The 17,307-nt window shown below is 71.4% G+C and carries 16 protein-coding genes and 1 riboswitch; of the genes, 2 read left to right on the forward strand and 14 right to left on the reverse strand.

The window, feature by feature from the left end; genetic code table 11:
* Position 1: 1 nt before the first annotated feature.
* From ACIGO6_RS38105 to ACIGO6_RS38115, 3 genes are all read right to left on the reverse strand, one after another.
* Positions 2-661 carry a hypothetical protein gene (locus ACIGO6_RS38105; RefSeq protein ID WP_399884757.1) on the reverse strand — a complete coding sequence of 220 codons (660 nt, stop codon included), beginning with the start codon at positions 659-661 and terminating at the stop codon, positions 2-4.
* Positions 658-1,488, reverse strand: a complete 831-nt coding sequence (locus ACIGO6_RS38110; protein WP_399884759.1) for an ATP-binding cassette domain-containing protein — start codon at positions 1,486-1,488, stop codon at positions 658-660. The genes ACIGO6_RS38105 and ACIGO6_RS38110 overlap by 4 nt, the downstream gene beginning before the upstream one ends.
* 151 nt (positions 1,489-1,639) lie before the next feature.
* Positions 1,640-2,833 (reverse strand): MBL fold metallo-hydrolase, encoded by a 1,194-nt coding sequence (locus tag ACIGO6_RS38115; RefSeq protein ID WP_399884761.1) that lies wholly within the window; start codon positions 2,831-2,833, stop codon positions 1,640-1,642.
* A 160-nt stretch (positions 2,834-2,993) separates the two neighbouring features.
* Here ACIGO6_RS38115 and ACIGO6_RS38120 point away from each other — a divergent pair, with 160 nt between their 5' ends.
* On the forward strand, positions 2,994-3,611 hold the full coding sequence (locus tag ACIGO6_RS38120) for a TetR/AcrR family transcriptional regulator (protein WP_399884763.1): 618 nt from the start codon (positions 2,994-2,996) through the stop codon (positions 3,609-3,611).
* A gap of 106 nt (positions 3,612-3,717) precedes the next feature.
* Here the strand turns inward: ACIGO6_RS38120 and ACIGO6_RS38125 are convergent, their stop codons facing one another.
* Together ACIGO6_RS38125 and ACIGO6_RS38130 are read right to left on the reverse strand one after the other, a co-directional pair.
* Entirely contained in the window at positions 3,718-4,503 is a 786-nt protein-coding gene (locus ACIGO6_RS38125) for an SGNH/GDSL hydrolase family protein (RefSeq protein ID WP_399884844.1), read from the reverse strand.
* Positions 4,504-4,724: 221 nt separating this feature from the next.
* Positions 4,725-5,672 (reverse strand): peptidoglycan DD-metalloendopeptidase family protein, encoded by a 948-nt coding sequence (locus ACIGO6_RS38130; protein ID WP_399884765.1) that lies wholly within the window; start codon positions 5,670-5,672, stop codon positions 4,725-4,727.
* A gap of 4 nt (positions 5,673-5,676) precedes the next feature.
* A riboswitch (cyclic di-AMP (ydaO/yuaA leader) is annotated at positions 5,677-5,834 on the reverse strand.
* A 422-nt stretch (positions 5,835-6,256) separates the two neighbouring features.
* On the opposite strand from ACIGO6_RS38130, the gene ACIGO6_RS38135 reads away from it, so the two are divergent.
* A complete protein-coding gene (locus ACIGO6_RS38135) occupies positions 6,257-7,054 on the forward strand; it encodes a tyrosine-protein phosphatase (RefSeq protein WP_399884767.1) in 798 nt (265 codons plus the stop codon).
* Between the two features lie 21 nt (positions 7,055-7,075).
* Here the strand turns inward: ACIGO6_RS38135 and ACIGO6_RS38140 are convergent, their stop codons facing one another.
* From ACIGO6_RS38140 to ACIGO6_RS38180, 9 genes are all read right to left on the reverse strand, one after another.
* Positions 7,076-7,201, reverse strand: a complete 126-nt coding sequence (locus tag ACIGO6_RS38140) for a DUF6126 family protein (RefSeq protein WP_399884769.1) — start codon at positions 7,199-7,201, stop codon at positions 7,076-7,078.
* Positions 7,198-7,812, reverse strand: coding sequence for a helix-turn-helix domain-containing protein (locus ACIGO6_RS38145; protein WP_399884771.1), 615 nt, complete (start codon positions 7,810-7,812; stop codon positions 7,198-7,200). Before ACIGO6_RS38145 ends, ACIGO6_RS38140 begins: the two co-directional genes overlap by 4 nt.
* A 59-nt stretch (positions 7,813-7,871) precedes the next feature.
* Complete coding sequence (locus ACIGO6_RS38150) at positions 7,872-9,257, reverse strand: aspartate aminotransferase family protein (protein WP_399884773.1); 1,386 nt, start codon at positions 9,255-9,257, stop codon at positions 7,872-7,874.
* Positions 9,258-11,174 (reverse strand): 1-deoxy-D-xylulose-5-phosphate synthase, encoded by a 1,917-nt coding sequence (gene dxs, locus ACIGO6_RS38155; protein WP_399884775.1) that lies wholly within the window; start codon positions 11,172-11,174, stop codon positions 9,258-9,260.
* A 27-nt stretch (positions 11,175-11,201) separates the two neighbouring features.
* Complete coding sequence (gene ispG, locus ACIGO6_RS38160; RefSeq protein ID WP_399884777.1) at positions 11,202-12,356, reverse strand: flavodoxin-dependent (E)-4-hydroxy-3-methylbut-2-enyl-diphosphate synthase; 1,155 nt, start codon at positions 12,354-12,356, stop codon at positions 11,202-11,204.
* A gap of 4 nt (positions 12,357-12,360) precedes the next feature.
* Positions 12,361-13,383, reverse strand: a complete 1,023-nt coding sequence (hpnH, locus tag ACIGO6_RS38165; protein WP_399884780.1) for an adenosyl-hopene transferase HpnH — start codon at positions 13,381-13,383, stop codon at positions 12,361-12,363.
* 6 nt (positions 13,384-13,389) lie between these two features.
* Positions 13,390-14,031: a 1-hydroxy-2-methyl-2-butenyl 4-diphosphate reductase gene (locus ACIGO6_RS38170; RefSeq protein ID WP_399884782.1), complete on the reverse strand. Its 642-nt coding sequence runs from the start codon at positions 14,029-14,031 to the stop codon at positions 13,390-13,392.
* Complete coding sequence (gene shc, locus ACIGO6_RS38175; protein WP_399884784.1) at positions 14,031-16,088, reverse strand: squalene--hopene cyclase; 2,058 nt, start codon at positions 16,086-16,088, stop codon at positions 14,031-14,033. The genes ACIGO6_RS38170 and shc overlap by 1 nt, the downstream gene beginning before the upstream one ends.
* Positions 16,089-16,206: 118 nt before the next feature.
* Positions 16,207-17,271 (reverse strand): polyprenyl synthetase family protein, encoded by a 1,065-nt coding sequence (locus ACIGO6_RS38180; RefSeq protein WP_399884846.1) that lies wholly within the window; start codon positions 17,269-17,271, stop codon positions 16,207-16,209.
* Between the last annotated feature and the right edge of the window lie 36 nt (positions 17,272-17,307).

Consider the following 17,307-nt stretch of genomic DNA (forward strand, 5'->3'; position numbering starts at 1 on the left):
TCTATTCCCTGCGTCCGGCGACGAATTGCGCGGCGGCGGTGAACACGGCAAGGATCACCGCGGAGATCGCCAGCATGACGCCGGCGGGAGCGAGCAGTTCCGCCGCGTCGGGGGTCGTGGACATCAGGGTGAACAGGCGGTTGACCGGAGGCATGCCCTTGGTGAAGAGGGCTCCCATCAGCAGCACGAGGGCGGCGACCAGCGCGTACCCCTGTCGTCCGAAGACCGGCCGCGAGCACAGCACGCCGATGGCGATGCCGACGAGGGCACAGGTGAGCTGCGCCTCGAGGCCCAGCAGGAGGTCGGCCGCGGTGACCACGTAGTCGCCCATCCACAACGGGAAGAACAGGCCGAAGACCATCAGGACGAGACAGCTCAGCAGGGCCGTGCCGATCGCCGCGAGCAGGACCGTGAGCGACCGGCCGCCCGCGGTGACGACGACGATCGCCCGCTGCGGCGGGTCGTCCAGGCTCATCAGGGCGACGGTCAGCCAGGTCGAGCAGACGAACAGCACGCCGGCGGACGAGGCGTAGGCCGGGGGAAGCGAGCCGCTGCCGTTGACGGTCAGCACGCCCATCAGGCCCATGAACAGGAGCAGCGGGGCGAGATAGCGCTGTGTGTGCAGCACGGTGGCGAAGGTGTAGCGGATGAGCGCGATCACCGCATCTGTCCGTTCGTCGCGGCGTTCGGCGTCCGGTGGTGGTCCGTGGTCGTGCCGGTGACGCGCTCGACGGACCAGCCGTGCTGGAGCGCGGTGAACAGCAGCGCGTCGGTGGACTCGCGTCCGACGCGCATCCTGACGCCCGTGACGTCCCGGTTCACCGCCAGTACGCCGTCCAGTTGTTCCCAGGCGAGGTCCTGCGGTGCGCTGCCGTCCCGGCCCGCGGTCAGGACGACGTCGTACGCGGGTCGCTGCTCGGTGGCCCTCGGCTCCGGTCCCCGCAACGACACGCGGCCTTCGCCGACCGTGTAGGTCCGGGTGGCGCGGGCCCGGGTGACCGACTCGCGGTGGTCGGTGAACACGACGGTGCCGCCGGAGGCCGCGACCTCGGTCATGATTTCGGCGAGCACGCCGTGGGCGTCGGCGTCCAGCCCGGACCACGGCTCGTCCAGGACGAGCAGCCCTGGTTCCACCAGGAGGGCCTGGGCCAGCGCGACCTTCTGGGCGTTGCCCTTCGACAGGCTCCGCAGGGGGGCGTGCTTGTCGCCCACCAGGGCGAGTCGGTCCAGCAGCCGGTCGGCCCGTGCCGAGGCGACCGAGGTGGTCAGCCCGCGGACGCGGCCCATGTGTGTCAGATACGCCGCGGCCGACATGCGCTCGTTGGGGGAGAACCGGTCCGGGACGTACCCGACGACGGGCGGCCGGGCGGTCACCGAACCGCGGGTCGGCCGGGACAGGCCCACCGCGATCCGCAGCAGCGTCGACTTCCCCGATCCGTTCCCGCCCGCGAATGCCACGACCTCACCGGCCGGGGCCTCCACGTCCACGTCTTTCAGGATCCAATCGCCATGGCCGTAGCGCTTGCTCACTGAATGCAGACGTAACAACTGGTGTCCTCCGTCCGGTGCAACGCCCCCACGTGCTCGCAGACGACGAGGCCAGGCCGGAGACGGCCGGGGATGCCGGGGACGAGTGACGTCACCGCTCACCCGCGAGGTCGAGATCCCCCTTGCTCGCTCCGGCCACGCCCTCGGCGATCCGGGGACGGCGCCACGGGTGCGCGATCGGACCGGACACCGCCCGCCACCACGGCTCCACCGGCAGCTTCCCGGCCGGCTCGAACGGCTCGCCCGGCCGCGGGAAGGCCACCGCCTGGCCGACCTCCTCAGCGGCATCCTTCGTCCACTCCCCCGGCTCCGCCCACGCGTGCGGGGCCAGGTTGAAGGTGCCCCAGTGGATCGGGAGCAGGACACCGCCCGGCTCACCCCTCTGCAGGTCGAGGTGGGCGCGTACGCCCTCCTCGGGGGTCATGTGGATGTCCGGCCAGAACTCGGCGTACGCCCCCAGCTGGATCATCGTGGCGTCGAAGGGGCCGTGGGCGGCGCCGATGTCCCGGAAGCCGTCGAAGTAGCCCGTGTCGCCGCTGTGGTAGACGCGGTGCTGCTCACCGGCGACGACCCAGGAGGCCCAGAGGGTGTGCTGGGTGTTGCGCAGGCCGCGCCCGCAGAAGTGCCGGGCCGGGGTGGCGGTGAGCGTGAGGCCGCCGACGCGCGTCGACTCGTGCCAGTCCAGCTCGCGCAGCCGGTCGGCGGACACGCCCCAGTGTTCGAGGTGGGCGCCGACGCCGAGGGGCACGGCGAACAGGGTGTCCGTGCCGGCCAGCGCCTTGATCGTGGGCATGTCCAGGTGGTCGTAGTGGTCGTGGGAGATGACGACGACGTCGACCGGGCCCAGGGCGGCCAGGGGCACCGGAACCGGGTGCAGCCGCTTGGGGCCGGCGAAGGGGAACGGGGAGCAGCGCTCACCCCACACCGGGTCGAAGAGCACCCGCTGTCCGTCGATCTCGGCGAGCACGCTGGAGTGTCCCGTCCAGGTCAGCCGCAGTCCGGTGGCGGGCGGCCGGGCGACGTCGGCGATCGTGGTGGCGTGCACCGGGATCGGCCCTCGCGGGGCCCTGCGTTGCCGCGCCTCCCGGTCGAAGTAGATCCTGGCGAATTCCGCGGCCGATCCGGAGGGCCGGGTCCGGGCGGCGCCCCCGGGGTTCTGGAAGACGCCGTCACGGAAGTGCGGCGATCTGCGGATGCGCGCCATGCGCTCACCGCTCGGGTCCGCGCCGAAGGCCTCGGGCCGGGGCACGCGGGGCCCGGCACTCGGGGAACGGAAACCGGCCACGGTACCTCCAGGTGGAGTAGGTCAGACTCATATTGTCGTCGTCGCGACCTGTCGTCGTGTCGTCCGACGTCACCTCGAACGAGCGATGCCGCGACCGTGTTCCCCGGTCCCGACGTGACCGAAAGGTCGCTCCCACAGGTGCCTGTATAGGGTGACGGGCGTGACGAGGGTCCGGTTGAGTGTGGCGGAGCGGCGCGAGGAGCTGCTGGGCGCGGCCATCGAGCAGATATCGGCGCGGGGTGTGGCGGCGTTGCGGATCGCCGACGTGGCCGCCGCGCTGGGTGTCAGCAACGCGCTGGTGCTCTATCACTTCTCGACGAAGGAGAAGCTGGTCGCCGCCGCCTTCGCGCATGCCGCCGAGGACGATCTCGCCCATCTGCGCAAGCTGCTCGGCCGGCGTACGTCGGCTCTGCGCCGGCTGCGGACGGCCGTGCGGTGGTACGCCCCGACCGGGCACGCCAAGGGCTGGCGGCTGTGGATCGAGGGCTGGGCGGTGGCGCTGCGCGAGCCGGCCCTGCGGGAGGTCGCGCGGGAGCTCGACCACCAGTGGAAGGCGGCGATCGCCGAGGTCATCGCCGAGGGCGTGGCCGCCGGGGAGTTCCCGTGCCCGGACCCCGACGGCGCCGCCCTGCGTCTGACCGCGCTGCTCGACGGACTGGCCGTGCAACTGACGTCGTACGCTGGCGCGGTGCCGCGGGCCCGGGCGCAGGAGTGGGCGGACGAGGCGCTCGCCCGCGAACTCGGGCTGGCGCGGGAGGCGTTGACGACGACGCGGTGACGAGCGAACCTGGAAGCGGCACGTCCGTCGCCGCGTCCCCGGTCCCGGCACGCCCGCCCCGGCAAGCGCCGCCCCGTCCGGCCCAGCCCCCCGCCCCACCCCGCCCTCAGGCCACCGCCGAGATCCGCATCTTGATGTCGTCCGGCGACAGCGCACCCTTGGCGGTCACGTGGTCCCCCGACGACTCGCCGCGCAGTCGGCGTCCGATCCACGGCACCAGGTACTCGCGTGCCCAGTGCACGTTGTCCCGCCGCACGTCCAGGGCGCCGCGCTGCGGCAGCGGCGGCCAGGGCTGCTCCGGGTCGGCCGGGACGCGCAGGCCGAGGACCTGGCCCGCGCGCAGCGCCACGCGCGTGTGCCCCTCCGCCGACAGGTGCAGCCGGTCCGCGTCCCACGCCCTGCGGTCCTGGATGCTCCGCAGCGACCACAGGTCGAGCACCGGGCAGCCGTAGCGGTCGGCGACGGCGCGCACATGCCCGTTGTACGTGGCGATCTTGCCGCGCAGATGCTTGAGGACGGGCATCCCGCGGGTGTCGAACCCGGTCGTCACCAGGACGGTGCCGGCCACGGCGGTCAGCGCGGCCACCGCCCGTTCGAACCGCTCGGCCACCTCGTCGGGATCGGTGCCGGGCCGGAGGATGTCGTTGCCGCCCGCACAGAACGAGACCAGGTCCGGTGCGAGTTCGACGGCCCGCGGGACCTGCTCTTGCACGATCTGGTCGAGCAGCCTGCCGCGCACGGCGAGGTTCGTGTACGTGAAGTCGCCCTCGGGGCGCCGGTCCGCGAGCAGTACGGCGAACCGGTCGGCCCAGCCGACGAACGCCCCGTCGGGGCCGGGGTCGCCGACGCCCTCGGTGAAGCTGTCCCCCACCGCCACGTACGACCCGATCACTGCTCTGCTGTCACTCTTCGAATCGTCTGCCACATCGACCCATGATTCACCTTGGAATGTGACCTACGCGACCGTAGGAAGGGGTTGACGGTCGGTGAGAAAAGCCACTCTTAAAGTGTTCGTCAATTCCGGAATACGCCGAAGGCCGGACCCGGGGATCGGGGTCCGGCCTTCGGTGGCACGGAGGCCGCGCCAAGGCGTCCTCAGAGAGATCAGAGAGATCAGAGAGAGACGCCGTGCGCGCGCAGGTACGCGATCGGGTCCACGTCGGAGCCGTAGTCCGGGGTGGTGCGGATCTCGAAGTGCAGGTGCGGACCGGTCACGTTGCCGGTGGCGCCCGAGAGACCGACCTGCTGACCCGCCGTCACGGACTGACCCGCGGAGACGGAGAGCGAGGACAGGTGGGCGTACTGGGCGTAGTGGCCGTCGGCGAGCCGGATGACGACCTGGTTGCCGTACGCGCCGCCCCAGCCGGCGGAGACGACCGTGCCCGCGCCGACGGCCTTGAGCGGGGTGCCGGTCGGGACGACGAAGTCCGTGCCGGTGTGGTAGCCGCTGGACCACATGCTGCCCGACTGGTGGTACGGGGTGCCGACGGTGCCGCCCGGGACGGGAGAGCTGAAGGCGCTGGTGGCCGCGGACTGCGTGCCCGCGTTCGAGGCGGCGGTCTTCGTGGCCGGCGCCGACTTCTGGGCCGGCTCGGACTTCGCCGCGGACGGCTTCTGGGCCTCGGCGGGCTTCTCGGCCGCCGGCTTCTCCGACGGGGCGGAGGGGGCCGACGACTTGGCGGCCTGGCCACCGATCGAGAGCTTCAGCCCGGGGTGGATCAGCGACGGGTCCGAACCGACGACCTCGCGGTTGTCCGAGTAGAGCTTCTTCCAGCCGCCGTCGACATTCTGCTCGTCGGCGATCTTCGAGAGGTAGTCGCCGCTCTTCACGGTGTACGTCGTCGTGCCCGAGTTCTTCTCGGCGCTGTTCCCGGCGGCCTTCTGGGCCTTGGCCGAAATGGACTGCACGGCCTGCTCGGAAACGGAGTGCGCGGGAGCGGCCTGGGCGCCGGCGGCACCCATCAGCGGGAGGGCGAGCGCGGCGCCACCGGTTCCGGCGGCGGCGATGGTGCGGGTGAGGCGCATGGCCTTGGTACGGCGGTGCTTACCCTTCGCGGGCATGGCGAATTCCTCTCCGGCGCCTGCGAGGTGAGCTGTCGGGTGCGGGCTGGAGATGCCCGGCCGCGCCGAGACGCGGCTTAACCCCGAGCCGTTCCGGGAACCGGAACAGGCAGTTCTACCTGTGGGTCCCCCGCTCCTGCCGGGTACGGGTGTGGGTGAGTTCGGGCTCCGGTCGGCGGCAGGATTAGGCGTCCGTCCGGATCGGAGGTGAACGTAAGGGACCCAGATGCGCACGGACAAGCGAGGGGTTCCCTGGACAGGCGTTCCGGTTGATCCTTTACGGGAATTACCGGTCACCCTGCGTGGATTTCCGGAGCGCCGTTTTCTGTAAACGGCCTTGAAAACCGGCTGAATTACGTGAACATGACGGACAACGCACCGTCACGGATATGACGCTGCTCACGCGCCACCCCGCCACTCCCTGGTAATCCAGAGCAAGTTGGAATCAATGCACCAATTCGGACAGAAAGCCCAGATGTGGCGCAGTCGGATGGCCGCTACGCCCTGCCCCGCGGACCGTGCCGTATCGTCGAGTCGCGCCCGTCGTCGAGCAGCGCCGGCGGGGCGGAGTGGGAGGAGCCCCCGTGACGCAGCAGGTCCCGTCGACCGAGCCCGAGCTGGCCGGTGTGCGCAACTTCCGTGACGTGGGCGGACTGCCGACCGTGGACGGGCGGCGGGTACGACAGGGGGTGCTGTTCCGCAGCGGTCACCTGGCGCACGCCACCGCGGAGGACGCCACGTTCCTGTCCTCGCTGGGCCTGCACACGATCTTCGACTTCCGCAACGCGGCCGACCAGAAGCTCGAGGGCCCGGACGTCGAGCTGCCGGGCGTGCGCAATGTGAACCTGCCGCTGAGCGACCCGGCCGACGGCGCCGAGTTCTGGAAGATGGTCCGCGACGGCGACCTCGACCAGCTGCGCGAGATCCTGGCGGACGACAAGGGCGCCCAGCGGATGATCAACTCCTACCGCATGATCATCAAGGAGCGTACGGCGGAGCACTCCCGGGTGCTGCACGCGCTCGCCGAGGACAGCGTCCCGGCCCTGATGCACTGCGCGGCCGGCAAGGACCGCGCGGGTCTGTCGATCGCAGTGACGCTGCTCGCCCTCGGTGTCGAGCGGGATGCGGTCGTCGAGGACTACCTGAAGTCGAACGCCACGCACCGTCGCTACAAGGTGCACCGCAGCGGCTCCGCGGCCTCGGCCTACTCCCCCGAGGTCATGGAGCTGCTCAGCCCCCTGTTCGACGCGCGCGCCGAGTACCTGGCGGCGGCCTTCGACACCGTAGAGGACACCTGGGGCGGGGTTGACGCCTACCTGGAGAAGGGCCTGCGGATCACCCCGGAGACCAGGGAGCGGCTGCGCGAGCGGATGCTGGACTGAGCCACCCGCCCGCTGCCCGCGCTACTTCGCCGCGGCCCCGACCTCGAACAGCAGGTAGAGAAACGCGGCGAAGACGTGCCCCAGGACGACGTAGATGAAGACTCGTACCCACAGCCCACGCGGGAACTTGTCCTGAATGGAGCTCATGGCATTCCTCCGGGGGTCGGGCCGAGGCACAGCGCGGCCGTGGGACTCTGCAGCAGGGTGTGGACGAAGAGCAGCTCGACCCCGTCGGGGTCCTGGGCGGCGATCCGGTGCGGGGTCATCGAGTCGAAGTGGGCGCTGTCCCCCGCGGTGAGCCGGTGCTCGGTGTCCCCGAGGCGCAGCCGCAGCCGGCCACGGAGGACGTGGAGCCACTCCTCACCGGGATGCACCCGCACGACGTCGCCCTGGGAGCCGTACGGCACCTGGACGCGCAGGGCCTGCATACCGCGGCCCGGCGCCCCGGCCCGCCAGTACGTCCAGCCGCCCGCGACGGTGGGTTCCATGTCGGCGGCCCGCACGACGGCGTCCCGGTCCGCGGCCGTCTCCCCCAGCAGCTCGGCGACGGTCGTACCGTAGACCTGGGCGAGGGAGAGCAGCATCGGCAGCGAGGGCTGGCGCTGCCCGGTCTCCAGTCGGGAGAGGTGGGCGGGCGACAGCCCGGCGGCGCGGGCCGCGGCCTCGAGGGTGAGGGCGGCGCGCCGCCGCAGCTCACGCAGCTGTGGCGCGACGGCGGCGACCGCCCCACCGGCCGGGCCGGTCTCGGAGGAGCTCATGGCCCCATTCAGCCCGAGTCCTGCCCCACGGGCAAATTTCTTGCCTCACAGGCAAAATCTCAGCGGTTGGCCACCGCCTGCCTGACCAGTGTCTTGCCGAAGTCCCACATCAGCCCGCCGCCGTTGTGCGCGTCGTCCATCACCTCGGTGAAGGCGTCGACGAACCGGTCCGCGTCCTGCGCGTCGATGATCAGCGGCGGGATCAGCTTGATCACCTCCAGGTGGTCGCCGGACACCTGGGTGAGGATCCGATGGCGCTGGAGCAACGGCACCACGACCATCTGCGCGAACAGTCCCTTGCGGGCGGCCTGCAGCATCGTCCAGCGGCTGCGCAGCCTCAGGGACCTGGGCCGGCCGAACTCAATGCCGATCATGAGTCCGCGGCCGCGTACGTCGGCGAGCAGCTCGTAGCGGTCCACCAGCTCCACCAGCCGGGACTTCAGCCGGCCCCCCACCGCCTCGGCGTTCGCGACGATCTCCTCGTTCTCCATCACCGACAGCACCGCGAGCCCGGCCGCCATGGCCTGCGCGTTGGACCCGAAGCTCGCCGAGTGGACCTGCACGCGGTCCATCGACGAGTACACCTTCTGGAAGATCCAGTCCTTGCCGAGCGTGGCCCCCACCGGCACATACCCGCCGGACAGGGCCTTGGCCACGCACACCAGGTCGGGTTCGACGCCGTCGTCGTGCTGGAAGGCGTAGAACCTGCCGGTCCGCCCGAGGCCGGTCTGCACCTCGTCGGCGATCAGCAGCGCCTTGTGCCGGTGCAGCAGTTCCTGCGCGGCGCGCAGATAGCCGGGCGGTGCCTCGTGCACGCCCTTGCCCTGGATCGGCTCCACGATGAGCGCGGCCACGTCACCGTGTTCCAGCTCCCGGGCCAGGGCGTCCAGGTCGCCGAGCGGGACGGCGGTGTCGGGCAGCAGCGGGGCGAAGCCGTCGCGGAACCCGTCCTCGCCGTTGACGGACAGCGACCCGGTGGTGAGCCCGTGGAAGGCGTGCGTGCAGTACAGGATCCTCGGTCTGCCGGTCGCGTACCGGGCGAACTTCAGCGCGGTCTCGACCGCCTCCGTGCCGCTGTTGCCGAAGAAGACCCGGTCCAGGTGCGGGCTGTAGGAGAGCAGCTTCTCGGCCAGCAGACCGGGCAGCGGCGGGCAGTCGAAGCGGGTCAGGTCGGCCAGCGAGGCGTCGAGGACGTCGTGCAGTGCCTTGCGGACGACGGGGTGGTGGCGCCCCAGGCCCATCACCGCGAACCCGGCGAGCATGTCCAGGTAGTCGTTGCCGTCGGCGTCCCAGAAGTGCGCGCCCTCGGCACGCTCGTAGACCTTGTCGAAGCCGATGGTGCGCAGCATGCGCGGCAGCTGGTGGTTGAGGTGCCTGGCGTGCAGCTCGTACCGCTCGGCTCCGCGCTCGGCCAGGAGCGCGGCGAGGTCGAACTCCTTGGTCATTCAGTTCTCTCCTTGCGCTGGCGTGGCGATCGGGCCGTCCCCGGTCTGTTCGGCGACGGCCAGGCTCGCGCTGATCCGGCCGGCGATCTCGACCGGAGTGAGACCGATGTCGGCGAGCACCTCGGCGCGCTTGGCGTGCGCGAGGAACTGCTCCGGGATGCCGAACCGGCGTACGGGTACGTCGACCTCGGCGTCGCCCAGCGCCAGCGACACCGCCGAACCGACCCCGGCCGCACGGCTGTTGTCCTCGACGACGGCCACCAGACGGTGCCGGGCGGCCAGCGGCGCGAGCGCCGGGTCGACGGGTTTGACCCAGCGCGGGTCGACGACGGTGCAGCCGATGCCGCGGGCCTCGAGCAGCTCGGCGGCGCGGAGACAGACGGGCGCCATCACGCCGACCGCCACGAGCAGCACCGCGGGCCGGTCGGCGGCGTGCAGGACGTCCATGCCGCCGACCCGGTCGACGGCCGGGACGGCAGGTCCGACGGACTCCTTCGGGAAGCGCACCAGGGTCGGCGCGTCGTCGACGGCGACCGCCTCGCGCAGCTGGGCGCGCAGTTGGTCCGCGTCGCGCGGTGCGGCGATGCGCAGGCCCGGGACGACCTGGAGGACGGACATGTCCCACATGCCGTTGTGCGAGGCTCCGTCGACGCCGGTGACCCCGGCCCGGTCCAGGACGAAGGTGACGCCGCAGCGGTGCAGGGCCACGTCCATCAGGAGCTGGTCGAAGGCGCGGTTGAGGAAGGTGGCGTAGACGGCGACGACCGGGTGCAGCCCGCCCGTGGCGAGGCCGGCGGCGGACACGGCGGCGTGCTGTTCGGCGATGCCGACGTCCCAGACCCGGTCGGGGAAGCGTTCGGCGAAGCGGCCGAGACCGACCGGGTGCAGCATGGCGGCGGTGATCGCGACGACGTCCTCGCGCTCCTCGCCGATCCGGACGATTTCCTCGCCGAACACCGAGGTCCAGGAGGGCCCGCCCGCCGGGCCGAGCGGCGCGCAGGTGAGCGGGTCCATCGCGCCGACGGTGTGGAAGTGGTCCGCCTCGTCGCGCAGGGCGGGTTCGTAGCCGCGGCCCTTCTGGGTGAGGCAGTGCACCAGCACGGGCCCGTGGAAGCGTTTCGCCCGGCGCAGCGCCGACTCGACGGCCCCGATGTCGTGCCCGTCGATCGGGCCGAGGTACTTCAGCCCCAGGTCCTCGAAGAGTCCCTGCGGGGCGAAGGCGTCCTTGAAGCCCTTCTTGGCGCCGTGCAGGGCCTCGTAGACGGTGTTGCCGACCACCGGTGTGCGCTGCAGTACGTCCTTGCCCCAGGCCAGCATCCGCTCGTAGCCGTCGGTCGTGCGGAGCGTCGCGAGGTGGTTGGCGAGGCCTCCGATGGTCGGCGCGTACGAGCGTTCGTTGTCGTTGACGACGATGATCAGTGGCCGGTCCCTGGCCGCCGCGATGTTGTTCAGGGCCTCCCAGGCCATGCCGCCGGTGAGCGCGCCGTCACCGATGACGGCGACGACGTGGCCCCGCTCCCCCTGCACCTGGCGGGCCTTGGCCAGGCCGTCGGCCCAGCCGAGGACGGTGGAGGCGTGGCTGTTCTCGATGACGTCGTGCTCGGACTCCTCGCGCGAGGGGTAGCCGGAGAGGCCGCCCTTGCCGCGCAGCTTGGAGAAGTCCTGACGCCCGGTCAGGAGCTTGTGCACGTAGCTCTGGTGGCCGGTGTCCCACAGGATGCGGTCGGCCGGTGACTCGAAGACCCGGTGCAGGGCGACGGTGAGTTCCACCACCCCCAGGTTGGGTCCGAGGTGTCCGCCGGTGCGGGCGACCGCGTGCACCAGGAAGTCTCGTATCTCGTCGGACAGTTCGCCGAGTTCCGCCTCGGACAGCGCCTTCAGGTCGCGTGGTTCCCTGATGCTCTCCAGAATCGTCACGCTCGGGCCCCCTTCGTTCCGTGCTGTTCAGCTCACGGTGACGGCCGGCTCCCCCGACGCGCCGTCCTTCTCCATCTGCTCGGCGATCCGCATCGCCTCGTCGATCAGCGTCTCCACGATCTTCGACTCGGGGACGGTCCTGACGACCTCGCCCTTGACGAAGATCTGCCCCTTGCCGTTGCCGGAGGCGACCCCGAGGTCGGCCTCGCGGGCCTCGCCGGGACCGTTGACCACGCAGCCCATGACGGCCACGCGCAGCGGCACCTCCATGCCCTCCAGCCCTGCCGTGACCTCGTCGGCCAGCTTGTAGACGTCGACCTGGGCACGGCCGCAGGACGGGCAGGAGACGATCTCCAGCCGGCGTTCCCTGAGCCCCAGCGACTGCAGGATCTGGATGCCGACCTTGACCTCCTCGGCCGGCGGGGCGCTGAGCGAGACCCGGATGGTGTCGCCGATGCCCTGGGAGAGCAGGGCGCCGAAGGCCACGGCCGACTTGATGGTGCCCTGGAAGGCGGGGCCGGCCTCGGTCACACCCAGGTGCAGCGGGTAGTCGCACTGGGCGGCGAGCTGCCGGTAGGCCTCGACCATGACGACCGGGTCGTTGTGCTTGACCGAGATCTTGATGTCCCGGAAGTCGTGCTCCTCGAAGAGCGACGCCTCCCACAGCGCCGACTCGGCCAGCGCCTCCGGGGTCGCCCTGCCGTACTTCTGCAGCAGCCGCTTGTCCAGAGAACCGGCGTTGACGCCGATGCGGATGGGCGTGCCGTGGTCGCGGGCCGCCCTGGCGATCTCCCGGACCTGGTCGTCGAACTTCTTGATGTTGCCCGGGTTCACGCGGACCGCGGCACAGCCCGCCTCGATCGCGGCGAAGACGTACTTCGGCTGGAAGTGGATGTCCGCGATCACCGGGATCTGCGACTTCTTCGCGATCACCGGGAGGGCGTCCGCGTCGTCCTGCGTCGGGCAGGCCACCCGCACGATCTGGCAGCCGGACGCCGTCAGCTCGGCGATCTGCTGGAGCGTCGCGCCGATGTCCGACGTACGGGTCGTCGTCATCGACTGCACCGACACCGGGGCCCCGCCCCCGACCGCCACCGGCCCGACCTGGATCCGCCGCGACACGCGCCGCTCGGCGATCGGCCGGACCGGTACCTCGGGGACGCCCAGGGAGACGGCGGTCATGCCGTCACTCCCGGTTCCCGGAGACCGTCTCCCGCATGGCACGCAGGGACTCCTTGAGGGAACCCATGGTGGCCAGGACGGCGGTGGGCTCGTAGCCGCAGTGCGCCATGCAGTTGGCGCAGCGCGGGTCCTTGCCGCGGCCGTACTTGTCCCAGTCGGTGTCCTCGATCAGCTCCCGGTAGGTCGGGACGTACCCGTCGCTCATCAGGTAGCAGGGGCGCTGCCAGCCGAAGAGGGAGTAGTTCGGGATCGCCCACGCGGTGCACGGGAAGTCGACCTTGCCCTCGAGGAAGTCGAGGAAGAGCGGGGAGTGGTTGAGCCGCCAGCGGCTCCGGTTGCCGCCCGCGAAGGCCTTCCTGAACAGCTCGCGGGTCTGCTCCACGCCCAGGAAGTGCTCCTGGTCGGGCGCCTTCTCGTAGGCGTAGGCGGGCGAGATCATCATCTCGTCGACCTGGAGGTCGTCGTTGAGGAAGTTGAGGACCTCGACGATGGTCTGCGGGGTGTCGGTGTTGAAGAAGGTCGAGTTGGTGGTCACCCGGAAGCCGCGCCGCTTGGCCTCCTTGATGGCCTCCACGGCCTCGTCGAACACGCCCTCCTTCGCCACGGACTCGTCGTGCCGCTCGCGCAGCCCGTCGATGTGCACCGCGAACGCGAAGTAGGGGGACGGCGTGAACTTGTCCATCTTCTTGCGCATGAGCAGGGCGTTGGTGCAAAGGAAGACGTACTTCCGTTTGGCCACCAACTGGCGCACGATCTCGTCGATCTGCGGGTGCATCAGCGGCTCGCCCCCCGCGATGGACACCATGGGGGCACCCGATTCGAGCACCGCGCCCACGGCCTGCGCGACCGGCATGCGCTGCTTGAGCACCCCGGCCGGATGCTGGATCTTGCCGCATCCCTCGCACTTCAGGTTGCACGCGAAGAGCGGCTCCAGCTCCACGATGAGCGGGAACTTGTCCCGTCGGCGGATCTTCTGTTCGGCCAGGTATGTAGCGACCTTGATGGACTGACGCAGCGGCATGGCCATCTGGGCTCACCTCCGGGGGAGCAGCAAAGAACGGTGCCATTCGAAGAATGCGGGAAGAACGGATCGAAGAACGCGGAAAGCCGATATTCCACCGCGTACGGTGCCGATCCGGACGAGCTCGTGTTCTGGAGCGTCCACCACCACCCGGACGGCCGCAACCGGGCGCGCGCCCACCCGGACGGCGCTCAGGAGCGTCGCCGCGGACTCCATGTCGACGGCGATCGCGCCGGTCGCGAGCAGGTCGGCGCGCTCGGGACCGCGGACGACGTGGTCCGAGCCGGTCAGCGGCCCGGTGTGGACGGTGCGCCCGGGGACGGCTCGCACGAGTTCCTTGACGAGCCGGTCCGTCCCCACGCACGCGACGGTGCCGCGCGGGTCCCGGGTCTCCCCGGCGACGACCAGGTCCCCGGGGTGCATGCCGGGGGCGAGGCCCGCGCAGAATCCGGTGGCCAGCACGGCGGCGTCGCCGAGGGCCGGGCCGGCCAGGACCCGGGTGACCGAGCGTTCGGCCGCCTTCGGGCCCATGCCGGTCCGCAGGACGGTGACCGGCCCGCCCGCGCCGTCACGGTCGCCGGTGCGCAGGGCGAGGTGCTCGATGCCGAGCGCGCAGGCGATCAGCAGCGGGGACGGGCCGGACTGCCGGTTCATCAGCTGCCCTTCGCCTCGGCTGCGGACGTCTCGGTCGAAGCCTGCCCGACGGCGGCCCGCGCCGCGCGCGACTTTTCGGCGAAGGGCTCTCCGTGGACGTACCGGCCGAGCGCGGTGAGCGGGAAGACCTGCCGGTAGAGGTGGTAGTTGATGGAGAAGTCCCAGGGGAAGCCGGTGCCGGTGAAGTACGGCTCGTCCCAGGAGCCGTCCTCCCGCTGGGTGGCGGCGAGCCACTCGATGCCGCGTTCGACGGCCTTGGACTCCCGCTCCCCCGCCGCGAGCAGGGCCATCAGCGCCCAGGCGGTCTGCGAGGCGGTGGAGGCGCCCCGGCCGCTCCACTCCCGGACGTACCGGTAGGAGCGCAGGTCCTCGCCCCAGCCGCCGTCGTCGTTCTGGACGGACTCAAGCCAGGTCACCGCGCGGCGGACGGCGGGGTGCGAGGCGGGCAGGCCGGCGGCGGTCAGGGCGGGGACCACGGATCCGGTGCCGTAGACGTAGTTGACGCCCCAGCGGCCGAACCACGAGCCGTCCGGCTCCTGTTCGTCGAGCAGCCACTGGATGCCGCGCCGGGTGCGCGGGTCGTGGGCCAGGCCCTCGACGGCGAGCATCTCGACGACGTGCGCGGTGACGTCCGCGGACGGCGGGTCGATGACCTCGCCGAAGTCGCAGAACGGCAGCCGGTTGGGGAAGGGGCTGGTGTTGTCGACGTCGAACGCTCCCCAGGCGCCGTTCCTGGACTGCATGCCGAGGTTCCAGCGCACGCCGCGGCCGATGGCCTTCTCGACCCGCTCGGGGTCGTGGTGGCCGACCCGGCGCAGGGCGAGGACCACCTCGGCGGTGTCGTCGATGTCGGGATAGTTGTCGTTGTGGAACTCGAACGCCCAGCCGCCGGGCGGGAGTCCGGGCCGCTTCACCGACCAGTCGCCGGGGCGGACGATCTGTTCGCCGAGCATCCAGTCGGCGGCCTTCACCAGCTGCGGATGATCGGCGGGTACTCCGGCGTCGGCCAGCGCGATGGTGGCCAGGCAGGTGTCCCACACCGGGGACTGGCAGGCCTCGATCATCCGGGCGCCGTCCTCGCGCCACACGGCGAAGCGGTCCAGCGACTCCAGGCCGGCGCGCATCACAGGGTGCTCGAGGTCGTAGCCGAGCAGGTAGAGCGCGATGACCGAGTACACGGCGGGCGGCTGGATGCCGCCCCAGCAGCCGTCGTTCTCCTGCCGCTCGATGATCCAGCGCGCGGCGGTGTTCATCGCGGCCCGGCGCAGTCGGCGCGGGGCGACCTTGCGGTAGGCGTGCAGGGCCCTGTCGAGGCGCTGGAAGGCGCCGTCCCAGCTCGCGGCCGGGGCCAGGGGGCGCGGCGGGCTGGGGCGGGCGGGGTCGGTGTGGAGTTCGTCGAGCGGGAAGGGCGCGGGGCGCACCGGCCGCTTGGCGGAGACGATGGTCAGCGGCACGATCGTCTGCCGGGCCCAGCAGCCGAAGTCGTAGATGTTGAGCGGTACCCAGGTGGGGAAGTAGATGAGCTCCGGCGGGAGTTCGGGCAGGTCGTCCCACTTCCACCAGCCGAACAGGGCGAGCCAGATCCGGGTGAAGACGCGGGAGGCGGCGATGCCGCCCCGGGACCGGATCCACTCCGAGGCCCTGGCCATGTGCGGGGCGTCGGGCGCGTCGCCGGCCAGGCGGAGGGCGACGTACGCCTCGACGGTGGCGGACAGGTCGCCGGGGCCGCCGTAGAAGGTGGCCCAGGTGCCGTCCTCGCGCTGCTCGCCGCGGATGAACAGGGCGGCGGCGCGCGTGGTCTCCTCGTCCCGGATGCCGAGGAACTGACGCAGGAGCAGGTCCTCGGCGTCCATGGTGACGTTCGTCTCGAGGTCGCCCTTCCACCAGCCCTGGGCGTCCTGCCGGGAGAGCAGGAAGTCCGTGGCGCGCCGGGTGGCGCGTGCGGCGGCTTCTGGTACCCCGGCCGCCGCGACGGGGATGGTGATGTCGTTTTCGCTGGCCGCGGTTGCGAGGGGCTTCAGGCCGGCCCCGGTGCTTCCGTCGGTCGTCGCTGTCATGGCTTCCCCTTCGTGCAGTGTGCAAGTGGTGCTTCTGCTGTGGGTCCGCCGTCGGCCGGTGCTCCATGTCCCGCGACACCGGCCGGCGACTACGCGAGGGCTATTCGACCGATAGTGATCATCTCTTTCGTACGACGACGAAGTCCGCGAGCGCCGTGAACATGTCCCGCACCCGGTCGGGCATGTCGACGGCGTCGAGGGCTTGGATGGCGATGGTGTGCTGGCGACGCGCCTCGTCGGCGGTCCACTCCCGCCCGCCCGCTTCCTCGATGAGGGCGGCGCGGGCCGCGAACTCCTCCTCGGAGAAGTTCGCGAAGTCACTGGTCTTGGCGTCGGCGGCGAGGATCTCGCCGAGCCGTTCGGAGGCGGGGCCGCCCGCCGCGAGGGCGGCGACGACCGGCAGGGACTTCTTGCGCTGGCGCAGGTCGCTCCAGGTCTGCTTGCCGGTGGAGTCCGGGTCGCCCCAGATGCCGAGGATGTCGTCGACGGCCTGGAAGGCGAGGCCCAGGTGGTAGCCGTACGTCTCCAGCGTGTCGGCGGTGCGCTCGTCGGCGCCGCCGAGGACCGCGCCGATGGAGCTGGCGGAGGCGAGCAGGGCGCCGGTCTTGTTGCCTTCCATCTCCAGGCACTCCTCGACGCTGACGCGGTCGCGGTGCTCGTAGGAGATGTCCTGGGCCTGACCGTCGATCAGGGCGCGGGAGGCCTTGGTCAGGCGGCGGGTGGCGCGGCCTGCCTCGACGGTGCCGAGCTCCAGCAGCACCTCGTTGGCGAGGGCGAACAGGGCGTCGCCGACCAGGATGGCCTGGGCGGGGCCGTGCACCTTCCAGACGGTGTCGCGGTGGCGGCGCTGTTCGTCGCCGTCCATCAGGTCGTCGTGCAGCAGGGAGAAGTTGTGCACCAGTTCCACGGCCACCGCGCCGGGGACGCCGGTCTCGGGCGCGGCGCCGGTCACCTCGGCGGAGAGCACGGCGAGTGCGGGGCGGACGGCCTTGCCGCCGTCGCCGTCCGCGGGGTTGCCCTGGGCGTCGATCCAGCCGAAGTGGTAGGCGGCGACGGTGTCCATGGGAGGCGCCAGGCGGTCGACGGCCGCCCGCAGCACCGGCGTGGCCAGGGTCCGGCCGCGCTCCAGCAGCGCGGTCACGTCCACCGTGGTCCGTCGATCGGCCTTCGGGGCCGGGGGCACAGTGGGCACAGTCTCTCCTCCAGTTGCGGTGCCGGG

This window comes from Streptomyces sp. NPDC053750, assembly GCF_044544295.1.
GTDB lineage: Bacteria > Actinomycetota > Actinomycetes > Streptomycetales > Streptomycetaceae > Streptomyces.

Excerpts from the sequence above, each read along its gene's own strand:
- ACIGO6_RS38130 (WP_399884765.1), bottom strand. The coding sequence starts at position 5,672 with ATGCCCGCGAAGGGTAAGCACCGCCGTACCAAGGCCATGCGCCTCACC.
- ACIGO6_RS38140 (WP_399884769.1), bottom strand. The coding sequence starts at position 7,201 with ATGAGCTCCATTCAGGACAAGTTCCCGCGTGGGCTGTGGGTACGAGTC.
- ACIGO6_RS38145 (WP_399884771.1), bottom strand. The coding sequence starts at position 7,812 with ATGAGCTCCTCCGAGACCGGCCCGGCCGGTGGGGCGGTCGCCGCCGTC.
- ACIGO6_RS38150 (WP_399884773.1), bottom strand. The coding sequence starts at position 9,257 with ATGACCAAGGAGTTCGACCTCGCCGCGCTCCTGGCCGAGCGCGGAGCC.
- ispG (WP_399884777.1), bottom strand. The coding sequence starts at position 12,356 with ATGACCGCCGTCTCCCTGGGCGTCCCCGAGGTACCGGTCCGGCCGATC.
- hpnH (WP_399884780.1), bottom strand. The coding sequence starts at position 13,383 with ATGGCCATGCCGCTGCGTCAGTCCATCAAGGTCGCTACATACCTGGCC.
- ACIGO6_RS38170 (WP_399884782.1), bottom strand. The coding sequence starts at position 14,031 with ATGAACCGGCAGTCCGGCCCGTCCCCGCTGCTGATCGCCTGCGCGCTC.
- shc (WP_399884784.1), bottom strand. The coding sequence starts at position 16,088 with ATGACAGCGACGACCGACGGAAGCACCGGGGCCGGCCTGAAGCCCCTC.